Origin of the sequence: Klebsiella sp. Q11, from assembly GCF_964241505.1 — a bacterium.
Classification (GTDB): domain Bacteria; phylum Pseudomonadota; class Gammaproteobacteria; order Enterobacterales; family Enterobacteriaceae; genus Klebsiella; species Klebsiella michiganensis.
In genome coordinates, this window is sequence record NZ_CAXSXW010000011.1 from 1 (window position 1) to 15,729 (window position 15,729).

12 protein-coding genes and 2 tRNA genes are annotated in these 15,729 nt (G+C 49.7%); 9 read left to right on the forward strand and 5 right to left on the reverse strand.

Annotated features, from left to right (window positions below; genetic code table 11):
* The first annotated feature begins 696 nt into the window (after positions 1–696).
* From ACESQ2_RS18220 to ACESQ2_RS18230, 3 genes are read left to right on the forward strand one after another with little or no spacing between them, the layout of a single operon-like run.
* A complete protein-coding gene (locus ACESQ2_RS18220; protein ID WP_049082128.1) occupies positions 697–1,086 on the forward strand; it encodes a GtrA family protein in 390 nt (129 codons plus the stop codon).
* Positions 1,083–2,075, forward strand: coding sequence for a glycosyltransferase family 2 protein (locus ACESQ2_RS18225; protein WP_047723436.1), 993 nt, complete (start codon positions 1,083–1,085; stop codon positions 2,073–2,075). Before ACESQ2_RS18220 ends, ACESQ2_RS18225 begins: the two co-directional genes overlap by 4 nt.
* Positions 2,072–3,529 carry a glucosyltransferase domain-containing protein gene (locus tag ACESQ2_RS18230; protein ID WP_064391842.1) on the forward strand — a complete coding sequence of 486 codons (1,458 nt, stop codon included), beginning with the start codon at positions 2,072–2,074 and terminating at the stop codon, positions 3,527–3,529. Before ACESQ2_RS18225 ends, ACESQ2_RS18230 begins: the two co-directional genes overlap by 4 nt.
* A gap of 441 nt (positions 3,530–3,970) precedes the next feature.
* Here the strand turns inward: ACESQ2_RS18230 and ACESQ2_RS18235 are convergent.
* Positions 3,971–4,060 (reverse strand) — tRNA-Ser (locus tag ACESQ2_RS18235).
* Positions 4,061–4,150: 90 nt separating this feature from the next.
* Between ACESQ2_RS18235 and mtfA the strand changes: the two genes are divergently transcribed.
* From mtfA to ACESQ2_RS18250, 3 genes are all read left to right on the forward strand, one after another.
* Positions 4,151–4,951, forward strand: a complete 801-nt coding sequence (mtfA, locus tag ACESQ2_RS18240) for a DgsA anti-repressor MtfA (protein WP_177950479.1) — start codon at positions 4,151–4,153, stop codon at positions 4,949–4,951.
* Between the two features lie 100 nt (positions 4,952–5,051).
* A tRNA-Asn gene (locus ACESQ2_RS18245) sits at positions 5,052–5,127 on the forward strand.
* 161 nt (positions 5,128–5,288) lie between these two features.
* On the forward strand, positions 5,289–6,536 hold the full coding sequence (locus ACESQ2_RS18250) for an integrase arm-type DNA-binding domain-containing protein (RefSeq protein ID WP_021313401.1): 1,248 nt from the start codon (positions 5,289–5,291) through the stop codon (positions 6,534–6,536).
* 510 nt (positions 6,537–7,046) lie between these two features.
* On the opposite strand, the gene argE is transcribed toward ACESQ2_RS18250, so the two are convergent.
* The 4 genes from argE to ACESQ2_RS18270 are packed head-to-tail and all read right to left on the reverse strand — an operon-like array spanning position 7,047 to position 10,568.
* On the reverse strand, positions 7,047–8,201 hold the full coding sequence (gene argE / locus ACESQ2_RS18255; RefSeq protein WP_024264487.1) for an acetylornithine deacetylase: 1,155 nt from the start codon (positions 8,199–8,201) through the stop codon (positions 7,047–7,049).
* The gene (locus ACESQ2_RS18260) at positions 8,194–8,868 is read right to left on the reverse strand and encodes a DUF1028 domain-containing protein (protein ID WP_021313399.1); all 675 of its coding nucleotides are present in this window, start codon (positions 8,866–8,868) and stop codon (positions 8,194–8,196) included. Before ACESQ2_RS18260 ends, argE begins: the two co-directional genes overlap by 8 nt.
* Positions 8,865–9,290, reverse strand: a complete 426-nt coding sequence (locus tag ACESQ2_RS18265) for a RidA family protein (protein WP_021313398.1) — start codon at positions 9,288–9,290, stop codon at positions 8,865–8,867. Before ACESQ2_RS18265 ends, ACESQ2_RS18260 begins: the two co-directional genes overlap by 4 nt.
* A 9-nt stretch (positions 9,291–9,299) precedes the next feature.
* Positions 9,300–10,568, reverse strand: a complete 1,269-nt coding sequence (locus ACESQ2_RS18270; RefSeq protein ID WP_070550041.1) for an NAD(P)/FAD-dependent oxidoreductase — start codon at positions 10,566–10,568, stop codon at positions 9,300–9,302.
* 607 nt (positions 10,569–11,175) lie between these two features.
* Here ACESQ2_RS18270 and ACESQ2_RS18275 point away from each other — a divergent pair.
* Genes ACESQ2_RS18275 through ACESQ2_RS18285 form a run of 3 tightly spaced genes read left to right on the forward strand, consistent with a single transcriptional unit; the run spans position 11,176 to position 15,723 of the window.
* On the forward strand, positions 11,176–12,579 hold the full coding sequence (locus ACESQ2_RS18275) for a cytosine permease (RefSeq protein WP_031285270.1): 1,404 nt from the start codon (positions 11,176–11,178) through the stop codon (positions 12,577–12,579).
* A 14-nt stretch (positions 12,580–12,593) separates the two neighbouring features.
* Positions 12,594–14,240, forward strand: a complete 1,647-nt coding sequence (locus ACESQ2_RS18280; RefSeq protein ID WP_044613990.1) for a GMC family oxidoreductase — start codon at positions 12,594–12,596, stop codon at positions 14,238–14,240.
* Positions 14,233–15,723, forward strand: a complete 1,491-nt coding sequence (locus ACESQ2_RS18285) for an aldehyde dehydrogenase (RefSeq protein ID WP_021313393.1) — start codon at positions 14,233–14,235, stop codon at positions 15,721–15,723. The genes ACESQ2_RS18280 and ACESQ2_RS18285 overlap by 8 nt, the downstream gene beginning before the upstream one ends.
* Positions 15,724–15,729: the final 6 nt, after the last annotated feature.

A 15,729-nucleotide genomic window follows, 5' to 3' on the forward strand; every position in this document is an offset into this window, starting at 1 on the left:
TTCTTAACCACCTCGCCAGAGCCTACCGAAGTATGGTGCTGGTTTATTAGCGCTGTTTTATGGGGATCCCTCAGCGCGAGTGCGGGTTTTTTCGTTTTTACCAACGACTCCTCATCCTTGCATCGCGAATATCGCTACACGGCAGAAAGATGAGGCGTTGCGATCTATTAACGATTGCTCCGCAGTAAATCAGGAAGATGATAATTGTAGCTCCTTCGAGGCGTGATATCCTTTGTGACGGGAGACGTTGGAAGAAAATTACGTCATCATGCAAATCATACAATTAACAATAAAAAAACAAAAAACTCACAATATTTTCACTCCCCGCCCTCAGCCCTATCCGGGAGATTTAAACTGTTTTTTCTTCTTGAGCGCAGCAACGTCCGCGCATAAATACCGTAAAAGTAGACAAGTTAATACCGCAGCTCTGCCTGATATGACCGCACCAGAGCTCACGCCTCCGATTGCTTTCCGGCTTTTATATCGCCGCCATTCGGCATTATCATATCCATACAAGCTCAGCCAGAGAAACGTAAAACAATACCCGCCGAGGAATATGTCCACGGTAATAAAAACCCAGGTTGACACCGACCACGAGTTGGCGTCAAATACTTATATTCCAGGGGCTCATTGCTTATATCGACCGTGCATTCAGTCTCTTAGCCGCCCCTTTACAAAATTGATGTAAATCAATAAATGATTAATTACACCTTGAAAAAAAATATATCCAGAGAAGCGGTCAGGTACATTATCGTTGGCCTGGCAAATACAGCCATTACGGCAGTTGTTATATTTGGCCTGATGCATGTCGGCGTGGGAGTCTACCTTTCAAATGCAACAGGTTATGTCGTTGGTATTATTTTCAGTTTTGTTATGAATGCGAAGTTCACTTTCTCAACGACATTAAGCCCCCTGAGATTTATCAAATTCCTGTCCACATGCGCTTTTTGTTACATTTTAAATTTAATAGCAATGAAAGTTTTTTTCATCGTCATACCTAATGCTATTTATACAGCGCAAGTTGTAGGCATGGTGATTTACACAACAGCTGGTTTTATTCTAAACAAATACTGGTCAATGAAATGAAAGAAATTAATATAAACCACACGAGGAGCAAAATACCTTCGTTAGCAATCGTTGTTCCTTGTTATAATGAAAAAGAGGCCTTTCCATACTGCCTGGAGGGGCTTACCACGGTATTACAAAACCTCCTCGAAAAAGAAAAAATCGCTCGAAATAGTTATATCCTCTTTGTCGATGATGGCAGTAAAGACAACACCTGGGAACAAATTAAATCCACATCACAGGAAAAGTCATTCGTCCGCGGTCTGAAATTATCAAGGAACCGGGGCCATCAGATCGCCCTGCTGGCGGGGTTGGCAAACGCGGATACGGACGTTACCGTAAGTATTGATGCAGACTTACAGGATGATATAGGTTGCATTGAGGAAATGATAGACAAATATAATGAAGGGTTTGAGATTGTTTATGGCGTACGCGACAACAGGAGTAGTGACTCAGTATTCAAAAGGGCAACAGCCAATAAATTCTATTCTCTGATGTCAGGGCTGGGTGTCAATCAGGTTCCTAACCATGCGGACTTCCGGCTTCTTAGCCGTACAGCGTTGACAGCATTAAAGGATTTTAAAGAACAAAATTTATATTTAAGGGGGCTAATTCCGCTGTTGGGTTATAAGTCCAGCAGCGTTTATTATAGCAGAGATGAAAGGGTTGCAGGCGAATCAAAATACCCCTTAAAAAAGATGGTAGCACTGGCGTTAGAAGGAATAACGTCTCTGACAATTACCCCATTACGTATGATCGCTGCCGCTGGGGTTGCCACATGCCTTCTATCTTCACTAGCTGCAATCTATGCCTTCATTGAGAAGCTCCTGGGAAATACCGTTGCGGGTTGGACATCGGTAATGATTGCGATTTTCTTCCTTGGCGGTGTCCAGATGCTTTCTTTGGGGATAATTGGCGAATACGTTGGGAAAATATATATGGAATCCAAAAATCGGCCCAAATATTTTATCGAAGAGGTAGCAAAACACGAAATGAGAGGCGAGCAATGAACACTGAGGACGAACGGATGACGTCTTACTCTAAAAAAATTATTGCAATGCTTTACCTCGCGGCAATTTTCTTAGTTTATAGCCCAACGATTATATTTAGTTACGCATTTTCAGATGACTGGTCGACACTTTCCGATGTTTTTTCAGGGAAAGGTTCTCCGTTTCAATGGGATATGCAATCCGGCAGACCCTTGTATGCCGTTGCCAGACGGCTTGCCTTTACGCTAGTTCACAATATCGATGACCTTGCCTATCTTAGATTTTTTACCGTAATATCGGTATTTATGTTTTGCTTTTTTCTTTTTTCATTTATAGAAAAAAGAAACATATTCGAGCGTAAAATAACAACGATCGCATTCCCTTTATTAATATGCCTGACGCCCGCAGTACAGGTTTATAATTCCTGGGCGACATGTTTCCCTTTTGTACTCTCCATACTCCTTGCCGGAATAAGTTATGCGACATTAAAACCGATCAATAAGAAAACGACAATTATAAGATTTGCAGCATCCGTCATTATTTTATGGTTTGCATTTGCCATATATCAACCAACGGCGATGGCATTTTTATTTTTCGTCATGCTTGATAACTGTCTGAAAAAAGACAAACCCTTTTCCATCAACATTGTTTTAATCAGCGGCGCAGTTTTATTTATCGGCATGCTTGGTAGCCTGCTATTTTCAAAATTTGTACCTGTATGGTTATATGGCAGTTCAATTGCACGTGCCGAGTTAACTAATAATCCACTTGAGAAGTTACGATGGTTTCTAAAAGAACCGTTGATTAACGCTATCAACAACTTTAATATAACTCCCGGCACTTTTTTCACAACGCTCTCATTAATAATTTGCGCAATAGGTTTACTTTCAATAATAAAAGGCAAATCAGGCCCGATTAAGGTTCTCATGTTTATTATCATGGGGATTGGTGCCTACTCTCCAAACTTATTAGTCAAGGAAAACTGGGCTGCATATAGGTCACTGATAGCACTGGAGTTCTTCACATGCGCTCTTATTATTATTGGGTTAGATGCCTTGACAAGCAAACTCAACATAGCAAAAAAAGCGCTACCCATATTGACGGTATTCGCGATGATCGCTGCATCATACAATATCTTTAATGGTTTCATTATCCCACAAAAATCGGAGTTAAACGCATTAGCCAGCGCGCTTTCCTACAAGGTGGGGAAAACATTTACAGGGGATGTTCTTTTTGACATTCAAGATCCTGCCTATAACGCCTTTACTAAAACACAACGTTATGACGAGTTTGGCAATATTTCCCTTGCGGCTCCCTGGGCTATCAAGGGGATGGCGGAGCAAATCTTAATTAGCAAGTCAATGCATTTCAGGCTTCCCGAGAATGTTATTCTGACGGCAAAGGAGCAATGCGCCACTGATTGCATCATTATAAAAACGGGCGATGCGATGAGGAGTTCAACCTCCAACTACTGAAACTTTTCGCCACCACGCATACCGGTATATGATCCCGCGCCAGATCCGCGCGGGATAGTTTTTATCCCGGCAGCTCGGGCCTGGGTCATAAGTCTCTCTATCACCTCACAGCGCTCGACAGTCAACCATGCTTCCAGTGCTTTTCTGAGTTCGCTTTTTTTCATCCATCATCCCTTCTCTTGAGGATATCCTTACAGAATCCGAGTGTAGCAAGGGCAGTTAACTGCTTTGTTATCTGTGATACAAGACGGGCTAAGCTATTGTAAAGAGTGTGAGCTTGTGAACTAAAGAGGATAAAAGTGGATGCCCAGCAAGAGGCAACATGGTAAAAAAGACAGCGTTAGAGGCGAGAAAACAGAGCGATAGAAAGAAATTTCTATGCAGGGATTCGTGCAGGGCAAAATCAAAAGCGCTTTGCGACTGACTGATTTTGTTGAATAGTGGCGGAGAGAGGGGGATTTGAACCCCCGGTAGAGTTGCCCCTACTCCGGTTTTCGAGACCGGTCCGTTCAGCCGCTCCGGCATCTCTCCGCTGTTGAGGTTGCTATAATGCCAGGTTCTTTGGCATTTTAATAGTTCCTGTCTCTTTAATTCAGTTCAAGTGACGACTTTGCGAGCAATATGATGTTTAAATGGCCCTGGAAAGTAGATGAAGAGTCCGGCAACGCGGAAATCCCCTGGGAAAAGGCGCTTGCCATCCCTGTATTAGCCAACCTCTCCGACCATGAGCAGCAGCAGCTGGCGCAAATGGCATCCCGCTTTTTGCAACAGAAGCGTCTGGTTGCATTACAGGGGCTGGAGCTCACTCCCCTACAGAGCGCTCGTATCGCGCTCCTGTTTTGCCTGCCGGTTCTCGAACTGGGCATCGAGTGGTTAGATGGTTTTCACGAAGTGCTTATCTACCCTGCCCCCTTCGTTGTCGACGACGAATGGGAAGATGATATCGGCCTGGTGCATAGCCAGCGAATCGTGCAATCAGGGCAAAGCTGGCAGCAGGGGCCCATTGTTCTAAACTGGCTGGATATTCAGGACTCCTTTGACGCTTCCGGTTTCAATCTGATTATTCATGAAGTGGCGCATAAGCTGGATACCCGCAATGGCGATCGCGCGAGCGGCGTGCCGTTTATCCCCCTGCGCGAGGTGGCTGGCTGGGAACACGATCTCCATGCTGCCATGAACAATATTCAGGATGAGATTGATCTGGTCGGTGAAAGCGCCGCCAGTATTGACGCCTACGCGGCCACCGATCCTGGCGAATGTTTCGCCGTACTCTCTGAGTACTTCTTTAGCGCGCCAGAGCTGTTCGCCCCGCGTTTTCCCGCGCTTTGGCAGCGTTTTTGCCTGTTCTATCGCCAGGATCCGCTGGAGAGATTACGTGAGAATACCCCACCGGATGACGGCGATAGCCCGGCAGTACACTAAAACAACGACCTGCACTAAATTTAGCCATTTGAATCAGCAGGTTAAATTTAATGTTGACACAAAAATCCGAGACCAGTAGTATTCGCCCCGTTCACACAATTCCTCTGTAGTTCAGTCGGTAGAACGGCGGACTGTTAATCCGTATGTCACTGGTTCGAGTCCAGTCAGAGGAGCCAATTTCCTGTTTTCATGCCTCCTTACGAAGCTTTATCTGATATTGATTCAAGAGGTTAGCGTGAAATCTCTTCCCGGTGCATTTTGATTTTACCCTCCGCATCGGGAAAAATTGGTGGTCAAATCTGGGGTCAGGTTAGTTCGATAATGGAGTGACCCCCATATGTCCCTTACCGACGCGAAAATCCGTAGTCTCAAGCCTTCTGATAAACCCTTTAAAGTCTCCGATTCCCACGGTCTGTATCTGCTGGTCAAGCCGGGTGGCTCACGTCACTGGTATCTCAAGTACCGTATTAACGGTAAAGAATCCCGCATTGCGCTGGGTGCCTATCCTGCCGTCTCCCTCTCTGATGCGCGACAGCAGCGTGAAGGTGTCCGTAAAATGCTGGCGCTGAATATCAACCCGGTACAGCAGCGGGCTGCTGAACGTGGCTCACGAACACCGGATAAAGCTTTTAAAAACGTGGCGCTGGCGTGGCATAAAAGTAACCGGAAATGGTCGCAGAACACCGCTGACCGTCTGCTTGCCAGCCTGAACAATCACATCTTTCCGGTTATCGGGAACCTGCCTGTATCAGAACTTAAACCCCGTCATTTCATTGACCTGCTGAAAGGGATCGAGGAAAAAGGTCTGCTGGAAGTTTCGTCCCGCACGCGGCAGCACTTGAGTAACATAATGCGCCATGCGGTCCATCAGGGGTTAATCGATACTAACCCGGCAGCAAACCTTGGCGGCGTGACCACACCTCCTGTCAGACGGCACTATCCTGCCCTGCCACTGGAGCGGCTGCCTGAACTGCTTGAACGTATTGAGGCATATCATCAGGGCCGCGAACTTACCCGGCTTGCCGTCCTGCTGATGCTGCATGTGTTCATTCGCTCCAGTGAACTGCGTTTCGCCCGCTGGTCAGAGATTGATTTCAAAAACCGGGTCTGGACGATACCCGCGACGCGAGAACCCATTATTGGCGTGCGTTATTCCGGGCGCGGGGCCAAAATGCGAATGCCGCATATCGTCCCCCTCTCAGAACATGTCATCGCCATTCTGAAACAGATTAAAGATATCACCGGTAATAATGAACTGGTCTTCCCCGGCGACCATAACCCGTATAAGCCAATGTGTGAAAACACGGTCAACAAGGCATTGCGGGTGATGGGCTACGACACAAAAAAGGATATCTGTGGCCACGGCTTTCGGGCGATGGCATGCAGTGCGCTGATGGAATCGGGTTTATGGGCAAAGGACGCAGTAGAACGCCAGATGAGTCATCAGGAGCGTAATACCGTGCGCATGGCTTATATTCACAAGGCAGAGCACCTGGAAGCCCGCAAGGCGATGATGCAGTGGTGGTCCGATTATCTGGATATGTGTCGCAAACTTTATGTACCACCTTTCATTCTGAAGAGATAAAAACGATATTGTTGTGCGAGTCGAAATAAACCATATCGTATACCAAAGCCGTATCCACTCTCATAGGTACGGCTTTTTTATAAGGAGCAACTAGATGAAATCTAACGTTGAGTCGTTTGCAGTAGCACTGGCCTGCTAATTCATAAATGGGAACCTTTCTTTAAGTACATTATGATCCCAAGTATAGGTATACTAATGGTAATCTGACATCAAGGTTTTCGATGAAAATGAAGGAAAACACCAATCTCCATTGTATCGTGAAGGTTTTATGAGGATTTAACCCAACTAATATTTTAGATCTGGAGTAGTGAAAGTGATTCTAGTCAAAATATATGCCTGCCTAATAACAACCAATAATAATATTTATTTCCACTGAAATTACTAAATGCTTATAATTTACTATTTATAAACCACCACTGACCACTCTGGAATCAGACCAATTGACATCAAATAATACCGCAATATAATCGAAGTGTTTTATTATAATTAATCCATTATTAATTCTTTTATTTAGAGGACAGTTCGCATCCATTTGCATAAATTTACAAGCATCACCATACAGAGTTCTACTTGTTCAATAGCGATAAACTCATCCGGCTTGTGCCCCTGCTCCATACTGCCCGGCCCGCAGATCAGGGTGGCAACCCCCGCTTCATCAAACAACCCCCCTTCAGTGCCAAACGCCACGGTAGAGAAATCGTCGCTTCCGCTCCATTGCGCCAGCCATTGGGCAAATTGTGATTGAGGATCGGTGAGCAGGCCTGGGTAGTGGCTGAGCGGCAGAAAATGAATCGTGCTTTCAGCCGCCACCGCCTGCATTTGCGGTAACAGCTGCTGTTGCGCGTACTGCTCAACCTGGGTAATGACCCCCTGAACATGCGCCTCCGGCAGATAGCGGATTTCGAAATCAAACTGACAATCCTGCGGCACGATGTTCAGCGCGCTGCCGCCCTGAATCACACCGGTCTGGAGCGTGCTATAGGGGGGATCAAAACGCGCATCCTCTATCTGCTTCAGTTGCTGCGCCGCTTCGCCGAGCTGATTGATAAGCCTTGCCGCGTATTCGATGGCATTGACGCCAGAAGGTGCGTAGGCCGAGTGGCAGGCGCGACCATGCACCTGACAACGCATCGCCACCTTGCCTTTATGTCCATATACCGGGCGCATTTCTGTCGGTTCGCCGATGATACACATGGCGGGCTTTTCTGCTGACGCACGCAAAAACTCCACCATGCTCCGCACCCCGAGGCAGCCCACTTCCTCATCATAGGAAAAAGCCAGATGCAGCGGCAGACGCAACGGCTGGGCCAGAAAGCTATCCAGCGATGCCAGCACGCAGGCCAGAAAGCCTTTCATGTCCGCACTGCCACGACCATAGTAGCGCCCTTCCTGTTGTGTCAGGGCAAACGGCGGCAGCGTCCATTGCTGACCATCGACCGGCACCACATCGGTGTGACCGGATAACATCACCCCGCCATCACCACCCGGCCCCAGCCGGGCATACAGATTGGCTTTGCGCCCGCTGTCATCCATGATGCGTTGCGATGCGATCCCGCGCTGCGCCAGAAAATCCTCAATCCAGGTAATCAAGGCCAGATTGGATTCGCGGCTGGTGGTATCAAACGCCAGCAACGCCGCAAGGATATCGCGCACCGCACTACTCATCGCCGGGTACGCCATAGCTCGGAGCATCACGTGGATCCAGTGCCCGGGTGACGTAAGCCTGCATTTGAGGTTCATACGCCAGCCACAACTTGTGCAGTTCTGCCAATGGGTTTTCTTCTGCCCAGTCAACGCGCAGATCCACCAGCGGCCAGGTGTAATCATCCACCACCTTCACAGCAGCTGAATGCACCGGCCCCGCCTCACCACCGGCATCGATCCCTGCCTGCAACGCCGTGAGCAGGCGACCAGTAAGCTCACCAGTGGCAGCGTCAAAAGCCGCCGCCATCTCGGCGATCACCTCTTGTTCCGCCAGCATATTCCCTGCTGCCACGCACTCTTTGCCCTGCACCACATGATAAATACCCAGCGTCTTGTCACCGCTAAAGGCGGCGCTGCGACCGCTGGCGTCAATGACCGTCACCTGGCGATATTCGCTAAAGCGATCTTCTGCCAGTGCGCTTTTCAGCGCCTGTTCCGGCGTTAAGCCCTCTTCCAGACGCGCCAGAATCTGCTGCCCCAGCGCCGGTAATGTGATGTTCTGGCTGGATACCGCACCCACTCCGGCCACCAGCCACGGGCAACGCGCACCTACGGCAATGCTCGACGAACTAATGGCGATACCGAGCTGGCCGGACTCCGCACAGCGTGCCGCAATCGAAAGCGTCATTTCCCCTCCCAGTCATCCGGGATCACCGCAATCACATCAATTTCCATCAGCCACTGCGGCTGTGCCAGCGCCGAAACCACCAGGCCAGTTGAAATCGGAAACACCCCTTTCAGCCATTTCCCCACCTCCTGGTAAACCGGCTCGCGATAACGCGGATCGGTAAGATAGGTGGTGGTTTTCACGATATGGCTCAGGTCGCTACCGGCTTCTTCCAGCAGCTGTTTAAGGTTTTTCATCGCCTGTTCGGTTTGAGCGCGTGGATCGCCCAGCCCGACCAGATTCCCTGCAAAATCAGTACCCACCTGGCCGCGCACGTAGACGGTATTACCGGCGCGTACCGCCTGGCAGAGATCGTTGTCCAGTGTCTGATTCGGATAGGTTTCTTTGGTGTTGAACATACGAATACGTTGATGTGTAGGCATAACAGTTCCTTAAAGCGAGTCAGAGGGTGCGCGATACTGCTGGTACTGGCGCTGGATAGCGATCTGGTCAGCAATGAATTTGGCATCGTGCCAGACGCCCCAGATAAAGGTGGAACCACGACGTGACAACCACGGCAAGCCAAGAAAATAAACGCCCGGCTCACTGGACACGCCACGATGATGCTGCGGTCTGCCCTGTTCATTGAAGGCATTGACCTTTAACCAGCTGTAATCGGTGACGTAGCCCGTCGCCCAGATAATGCTGGTGATTCCGGCCTCTGCCAGATTCAATGAGAGCTGCGGATGGGTGACACAAGCGGGGTCTGGCAGGAATTCACGTGCCTGTGGTTCTGGCGGTAAATCGAGGCCGTTGCGCTCGATATACGCATCGGCAGCATCCAGCAACGCGAGATAATTCGCATCGCCACGCGCAATATTCTCCGCCAGGTCATCCTGAAAACGTACTGTGTTATCGGTGAAACTTTCCGTCAAGCCAACGAGGTTTACGCCCTGCGCCGCCAGACGACGAAAATCGACGGTATGTCCACCGCGTGCACCGCTCACGGCGATGGTGACATGCTCTTTGCCCGGTTGACTGGCCGCAGCATCCCACAATCCGAGCACCCCAAGCCACCAGCAGAAGTCCCGGCCACGGTAAGAACGTGGCGGGCGATCGTGCGGCCCCACCGATAACCACACTGGCTTACCGGATCGTTGCAATTCATCGGCAATCTGCACCCCGGAAGAACCGGCACCAACCACCAGTACGCCACCCTGCGGCAACTGCTGTGGATTTTTATAGTCTGCCGAATGTAACTGCTGTACATAGCTATGTTGAGGAGCAATCGCCGGGATCACCGGGCGCTGGAAAGGACCGGTAGCGGCCACGATACGCTGCACATTGATCACGCCTGCGGAGGTGGTGACGGTAAAACCACTGCGCCCCTGATTGCGTTCAGCGCTTAACACTTCGACGCCGGTATGAATCGGTGACTGGTTCATGGCGGCGTAACTGACAAAATAATCAGCAACCTGTTCTTTTGCCACAAAGCTGTCTGGTGAGCAGCCAGGAAATTCCATGCCCGGAAAGCGGTCATGCCAGGCCGGGCCATTGGCAACCAACGAATCCCAGCGACGACTACGCCAGGATTCGGCAATACGGTTTTTCTCCACGACCAGATGCGGAATGCCCAGACGCGTCAGGTGTTCGCTCATGGCAACCCCCGCCTGACCTGCGCCAATAATCAGCGTATCTGTTTCAGTTTTTAATGATGTCATTTCAACGTCCTTCATCCCGCATCACGCAGGGGATTAACCACTTAAGAAGGACCCAAGACTATTGGAGCGCATGCAGACGGTAAAATATTATAAAGTGAGCGTCTGGATAGAAAATATTTAACCTGCCGGCAACCTTCATCGCCGAAATAAAATACAAAGCCCTGTTAAAGCCGCATCCGCACTGCACAGGCAAGATAAAAGGGTGCTGAGATAAATCAAATTCACGCGATTCACAGGCAACATTTTTACTTATTAATTTGCAGAGTTAACGATATCTTATATTGCCAATGATGCTTCATCGATGTGCAGGCGCGCACCAAGATGAAGCATTCAGCCAGAGACTTTTATTTTAGATGTTAATAATCATAAGGTTAATTAGATTCAAAAAGATCTCACCTGTCATTCTTTAACGTCTCAATTTGGGGCGACCAATCCATAAGCGAGATTGCATCTTTTTTTTATATTAGCTGGCTATATTTTTCTTCATTTCTCTCTATAGCCAACTGTTGCAACATCCCATCAACGTTATTTTCACCCCTCCCAATTTTTTGGGTGGTTATAACCGCAGCCATGCGGCAAGCCTGCAAATGACTTTGTTGAGATAACTATGATGACAAACAACCCAAAAGATAATGCTGTTGCAACCACAATAGAGTTGAGCACCATCCAGCCTATTCCCGCGCATGAACGTCATGGCAAGCCACGGGATCTTTTTACCATCTGGTTTGGTTCAAACATCATGTTGCTTACCGTGATTACCGGCGCGCTGGCGGTAAGTATTTTCCACTTATCTTTTATGTGGGCCACCATTGCCGTATTGATTGGTAACCTTGCCGGTGGGCTGTTTATGGCATTGCATTCCGCGCAGGGACCACAATTAGGTGTGCCGCAGATGGTTCAAACCCGCGGCCAGTTTGGTTCTTATGGTTCCGTGCTGGTGGTGGCGTTAGTCGTCATCATGTATATCGGCTTTCTGGCATCAAACCTGGTGCTGGGCGGTCAGTCACTGCACGCCATCTACGCACCGGTTTCTACGGATACCGGCATCCTGGTTTCTGCGGTACTCAGCCTGGTGGCCTGTGCCTTCGGCTATAACCTGATTCATGCCTACACCAAGGTGATGTCGTGGGTATCCGGTATTATTTTGCTCGCGGCCTTTGCGTGGATTGTTTTCGTGCATGGTCTGCCGACTGATTTTCTCGCGCGTAATGGCTTTAATCTCAGCGGATTCCTCGGTGCCATTTCCATCGCCGCATTATGGCAGCTGGCCTACGCGCCTTATGTATCCGATTATTCCCGCTACATGCCAAAAGATATCAGCGAAAAAAGCGTCTTCTGGTGTAGTTACCTGGGATGCGTACTGGGTTCATTGTTCCCGATGATTCTTGGCATTCTGGTTTCTATTTGCATCGTGGATGGTGATTTAATCACCGGTATTGTTAATATGACCGGCGGATTATCCTCCACCGTCATTATTGTGTTTGCCTTAGGCATTGCCGCGACCAATGCAATGAACCTCTATTGCGGTGTGCTCTGCACCCTGACGCTTGGCCAGACATTCCTGCCTAAGTGGTCGCCGCTTTCTGGCGCTCGCATTGTGGTATCAATTGTCACCATCCTTATCGAAGTGCTGATTGCGATTTATGGTCAGGAAAACTTCCTGGTGAATTACACCAACTTTATTCTGATGTTGCTGTATGTGCTGGTGCCGTGGACGGCAATTAACCTGGTTGATTACTATCTGGTGGCCCACGGTAATTATGATGTCGCTTCATTCTTCCGTCGTGACGGTGGCATATACGGTTACTTCAATTCAAAAGCCATTTTCTGTTATCTGCTGGGGATCGTGGTCGAGATTCCTTTTATGTCTACCGCCATTTACACCGGTCCGGCAGCGAATATGTTAGGTGGTGCCGATATCTCCTGGATTATTGGTTTAGCCATCGTCTCGCCTGTTTATTATTTCCTCTGCCGTACTCAGGCAGTGGCGCAAACCTCTGTTGCTAAATAATTACCGGAATGACTATGAACAATAGTAATACCTACGACTACATCATTATTGGTGGGGGTTCCGCAGGTTCCGTGCTGGCCGCCCGGCTGGCTGAACAGGCAGATCTGAAGATCTGCCTGATTGAGGCTGGAAGTCGCGATGAGACCCCACGCATCCAGACTCCTGCGGGAACCATTACCCTGTATAAAAGCAAAAAGTTCAGCTGGAACTTTTATTCAACGCCACAAAAAAGCTTAGGGGGGCGACAACTCCACGTCCCGCGCGGCAAGGCGCTGGGGGGTTCCTCATCCATGAACAGTATGATTTATATTCGCGGATTACCTTCTGATTATGACCGCTGGGAACAGCAAGGTTGTGAGGGCTGGGGCTGGAATAATGTCCTGCCCTGGTTCAAACGCTCGGAAAAGAATCTGTTGTCTCAGGATCCGGCATATCATGGTTTTAGCGGCGAATTACTGGTCGATAAACCGCGCGATCCCAATCCAGTATCAGCGCTGTTTGTCGCGGCGGGCAAGCGAGTCGGATTAGCGGAGAACACCGACTTTAACGGTAAATCGATGGCAGGCGTCGGGATTTATAACGTTACGCAAAAAGATGGCAAACGGTTATCAAGCTATCGCGCATTTTTGCATCCCCATCTTGGTCAAAGCAATTTGACGGTCATGACCGACTGCACCGTGCAAACGCTGATCATTGAAGACAAAGTGGTCAAAGGCGTGCGTATTAATGAGCATGGCCGCGATCAACCCACGTCAATTTTGTGCCGCCAGGAAGTCATCCTGTCAGCAGGCTCCATTGGCTCACCACATATTCTGTTGAAGTCAGGCATCGGGCCTGCCGCCGAACTTGAAGCCGCAGGTATCCCGCTGGTGCACCCTCTCCCCGGCGTGGGTAAAAATCTTCAGGATCATCTGGATGGTCTGGTCACCGTGCGGTCCGGTAACCCGCTAACGCTGGGTTTTTCCCTCGCCGCCTGGAAACCGATCCTGACCTCACCCTTCAACTATCTGTTTCGCCGCAAAGGTTGGTTAACCACCAATTATGTAGAAGCGGGTGGTTTTGCCGCGACGAAACTCAGCAGCGATGAACCCGATATTCAGTTCCATTTTGTGCCGGGTTATCGCAGCCACCGGGGGCGCTTATTTGAATGGGGCCACGGCTACGCGATTCACACCTGCGTGTTACGCCCGAAATCGATCGGCGCGTTGCAGTTAACGCGCGATGGACAAATCGCAATTGATTTTAATTTCCTCGCCGACCCTTATGACGCCAGCGTGCTGGTTGAGGGGATAAAAGTGGCAAGGAACATTCTTGCTCAGCCGGAATTCGCCGCATTGCGGGGTGAAGAGATGCTGCCGGGCGAACATATTCAGACCGACGAACAGCTGCATCAATACGTCAGAGAATATTGCGCCACCGTTTTCCATCCGGTGGGCACCTGCAAGATGGGCCGGGATGAAATGAGCGTTGTCGCACCGGAATCCCTCAAAGTGTATGGCGTGGAAAATTTGCGCGTGGCTGACGCATCAATCATGCCATCGCTTATCAGCGGCAACACCAATGCCCCTTCAATAATGATTGGCGAACGTGCGGCAAGCATGATCCTGCAAGGAACGCCGGTAGCTGAGACCGAGACGAATAAGGAGAACGCGTATGCATAATCGTGATTACTGGCAAGGTCTGCTGAACCAACAACGCTTTAGCACGCATGCCCTTATCGGGGGTAAACCTTACTTCGCCAAAGCGGAGAAAACCTGGGCGGTAGTGAATCCCGCCACCAATGCGGTGTTAGCGGAAGTCACCGCTTGTCAGGCTGAGGATATTGACGCTGCGGTGGATTCCGCCCGCCAGGCGTTTACCTCTGGCATCTGGTCCGGGTGCCCGTTAGCGCAACGCAAAGCGGTGCTGCGCAGGCTGGCGGATCTGATGCTGGAGCATCGGGAAGAACTGGCGCTGCTGGAAAGCGTCAGCATGGGAAAACCGGTACTCGATGCGTATAACGTTGATGTGCCGGGGGCTGCCCATGTGATTGCCTGGTACGCAGAAAGTATCGATAAGATTTATGACGAAGTCGCCCCGACCCGTCCAGGCACGCTGGCAACCATAACTCGTGAGCCTGTCGGCGTTGTAGCCGCCATTGTACCGTGGAATTTCCCCCTCGATATTGCTGCCTGGAAAATCGGACCGGCCCTGGCCGCCGGAAATAGTGTGATCCTGAAACCCTCGGAGAATTCGCCTTTCACCGCACTGAAACTGGCAGAACTGGCGCTGGAGGCCGGATTGCCCGCCGGGGTGTTAAACGTTGTTACCGGGCTGGGGATCGAAGCCGGTGCCGCGCTGGGCCTGCATAACGATGTTGATGTGCTGACTTTTACCGGTTCAACCGCAGTGGGCAAAGCCTTTATGGCCTATTCCGGCCAATCCAATTTGAAGCAGGTGTGGTTGGAATGTGGTGGCAAAAGCGCCAACATTATTTTTGCCAATTGCCAGGATCTCGATTTAGCCGCCGAAAAAGCCGCCTTCGGTATCTGTTTCAACCAGGGTGAAGTTTGTTCAGCCAACTCCAGATTATTAGTTGAACGTAAGATCTATCCCGACTTTATGGCGAAGTTGATCACGAAGTTGCACGGCTGGCAACCTGACCATCCGCTTAACCCCAATGCGAGGATGGGCGCGATGGTTTCGACTGCGCATAAAGATAAGGTGATGGATTTTATTCAGACCGCAGTGACTCAGGGCGGTATTGTGCGCGCGGGTGGCGAGCAACGCGAAATCGAGACAGTCGCTAACTACATCCTGCCGACGGTGATTGAGATTGAAAGCGAAAACGTTAACTTATGGCGTGATGAAGTATTCGGTCCGGTGCTCGCGGTAAAAGTCTTTGATGATGAGTCGGAAGCCATCGAACTGGCGAATAATCATATTTACGCCCTTGCCGCATCAGTATGGTCGGACGACCTGAATCAGGCACATCGTGTGGCGCGCAAACTGAACGCCGGAACGGTGTCGGTCAACACCGTTGATGCGCTGGATGTGACCGTTCCTTTTGGTGGCAATCAGCAATCGGGTTTTGGCCGCGACCTGTCTTTACATGCCTTTGATAAATTCACCAAATTAAAAACCACCTGGATTGAATTACGTTAAATACAA

Bases quoted from the DNA above. Each gene is read 5' to 3' on its own strand.
- ACESQ2_RS18230 (WP_064391842.1), top strand. From the start codon at position 2,072: ATGAACACTGAGGACGAACGGATGACGTCTTACTCTAAAAAAATTATT.
- ACESQ2_RS18270 (WP_070550041.1), bottom strand. From the start codon at position 10,568: ATGACATCATTAAAAACTGAAACAGATACGCTGATTATTGGCGCAGGT.
- argE (WP_024264487.1), bottom strand. From the start codon at position 8,201: ATGAGTAGTGCGGTGCGCGATATCCTTGCGGCGTTGCTGGCGTTTGAT.
- ACESQ2_RS18260 (WP_021313399.1), bottom strand. From the start codon at position 8,868: ATGACGCTTTCGATTGCGGCACGCTGTGCGGAGTCCGGCCAGCTCGGT.
- ACESQ2_RS18275 (WP_031285270.1), top strand. From the start codon at position 11,176: ATGATGACAAACAACCCAAAAGATAATGCTGTTGCAACCACAATAGAG.
- ACESQ2_RS18225 (WP_047723436.1), top strand. From the start codon at position 1,083: ATGAAAGAAATTAATATAAACCACACGAGGAGCAAAATACCTTCGTTA.
- ACESQ2_RS18265 (WP_021313398.1), bottom strand. From the start codon at position 9,290: ATGCCTACACATCAACGTATTCGTATGTTCAACACCAAAGAAACCTAT.
- mtfA (WP_177950479.1), top strand. From the start codon at position 4,151: ATGATGTTTAAATGGCCCTGGAAAGTAGATGAAGAGTCCGGCAACGCG.
- ACESQ2_RS18220 (WP_049082128.1), top strand. From the start codon at position 697: ATGATTAATTACACCTTGAAAAAAAATATATCCAGAGAAGCGGTCAGG.
- ACESQ2_RS18250 (WP_021313401.1), top strand. From the start codon at position 5,289: ATGTCCCTTACCGACGCGAAAATCCGTAGTCTCAAGCCTTCTGATAAA.
- ACESQ2_RS18285 (WP_021313393.1), top strand. From the start codon at position 14,233: ATGCATAATCGTGATTACTGGCAAGGTCTGCTGAACCAACAACGCTTT.
- ACESQ2_RS18280 (WP_044613990.1), top strand. From the start codon at position 12,594: ATGAACAATAGTAATACCTACGACTACATCATTATTGGTGGGGGTTCC.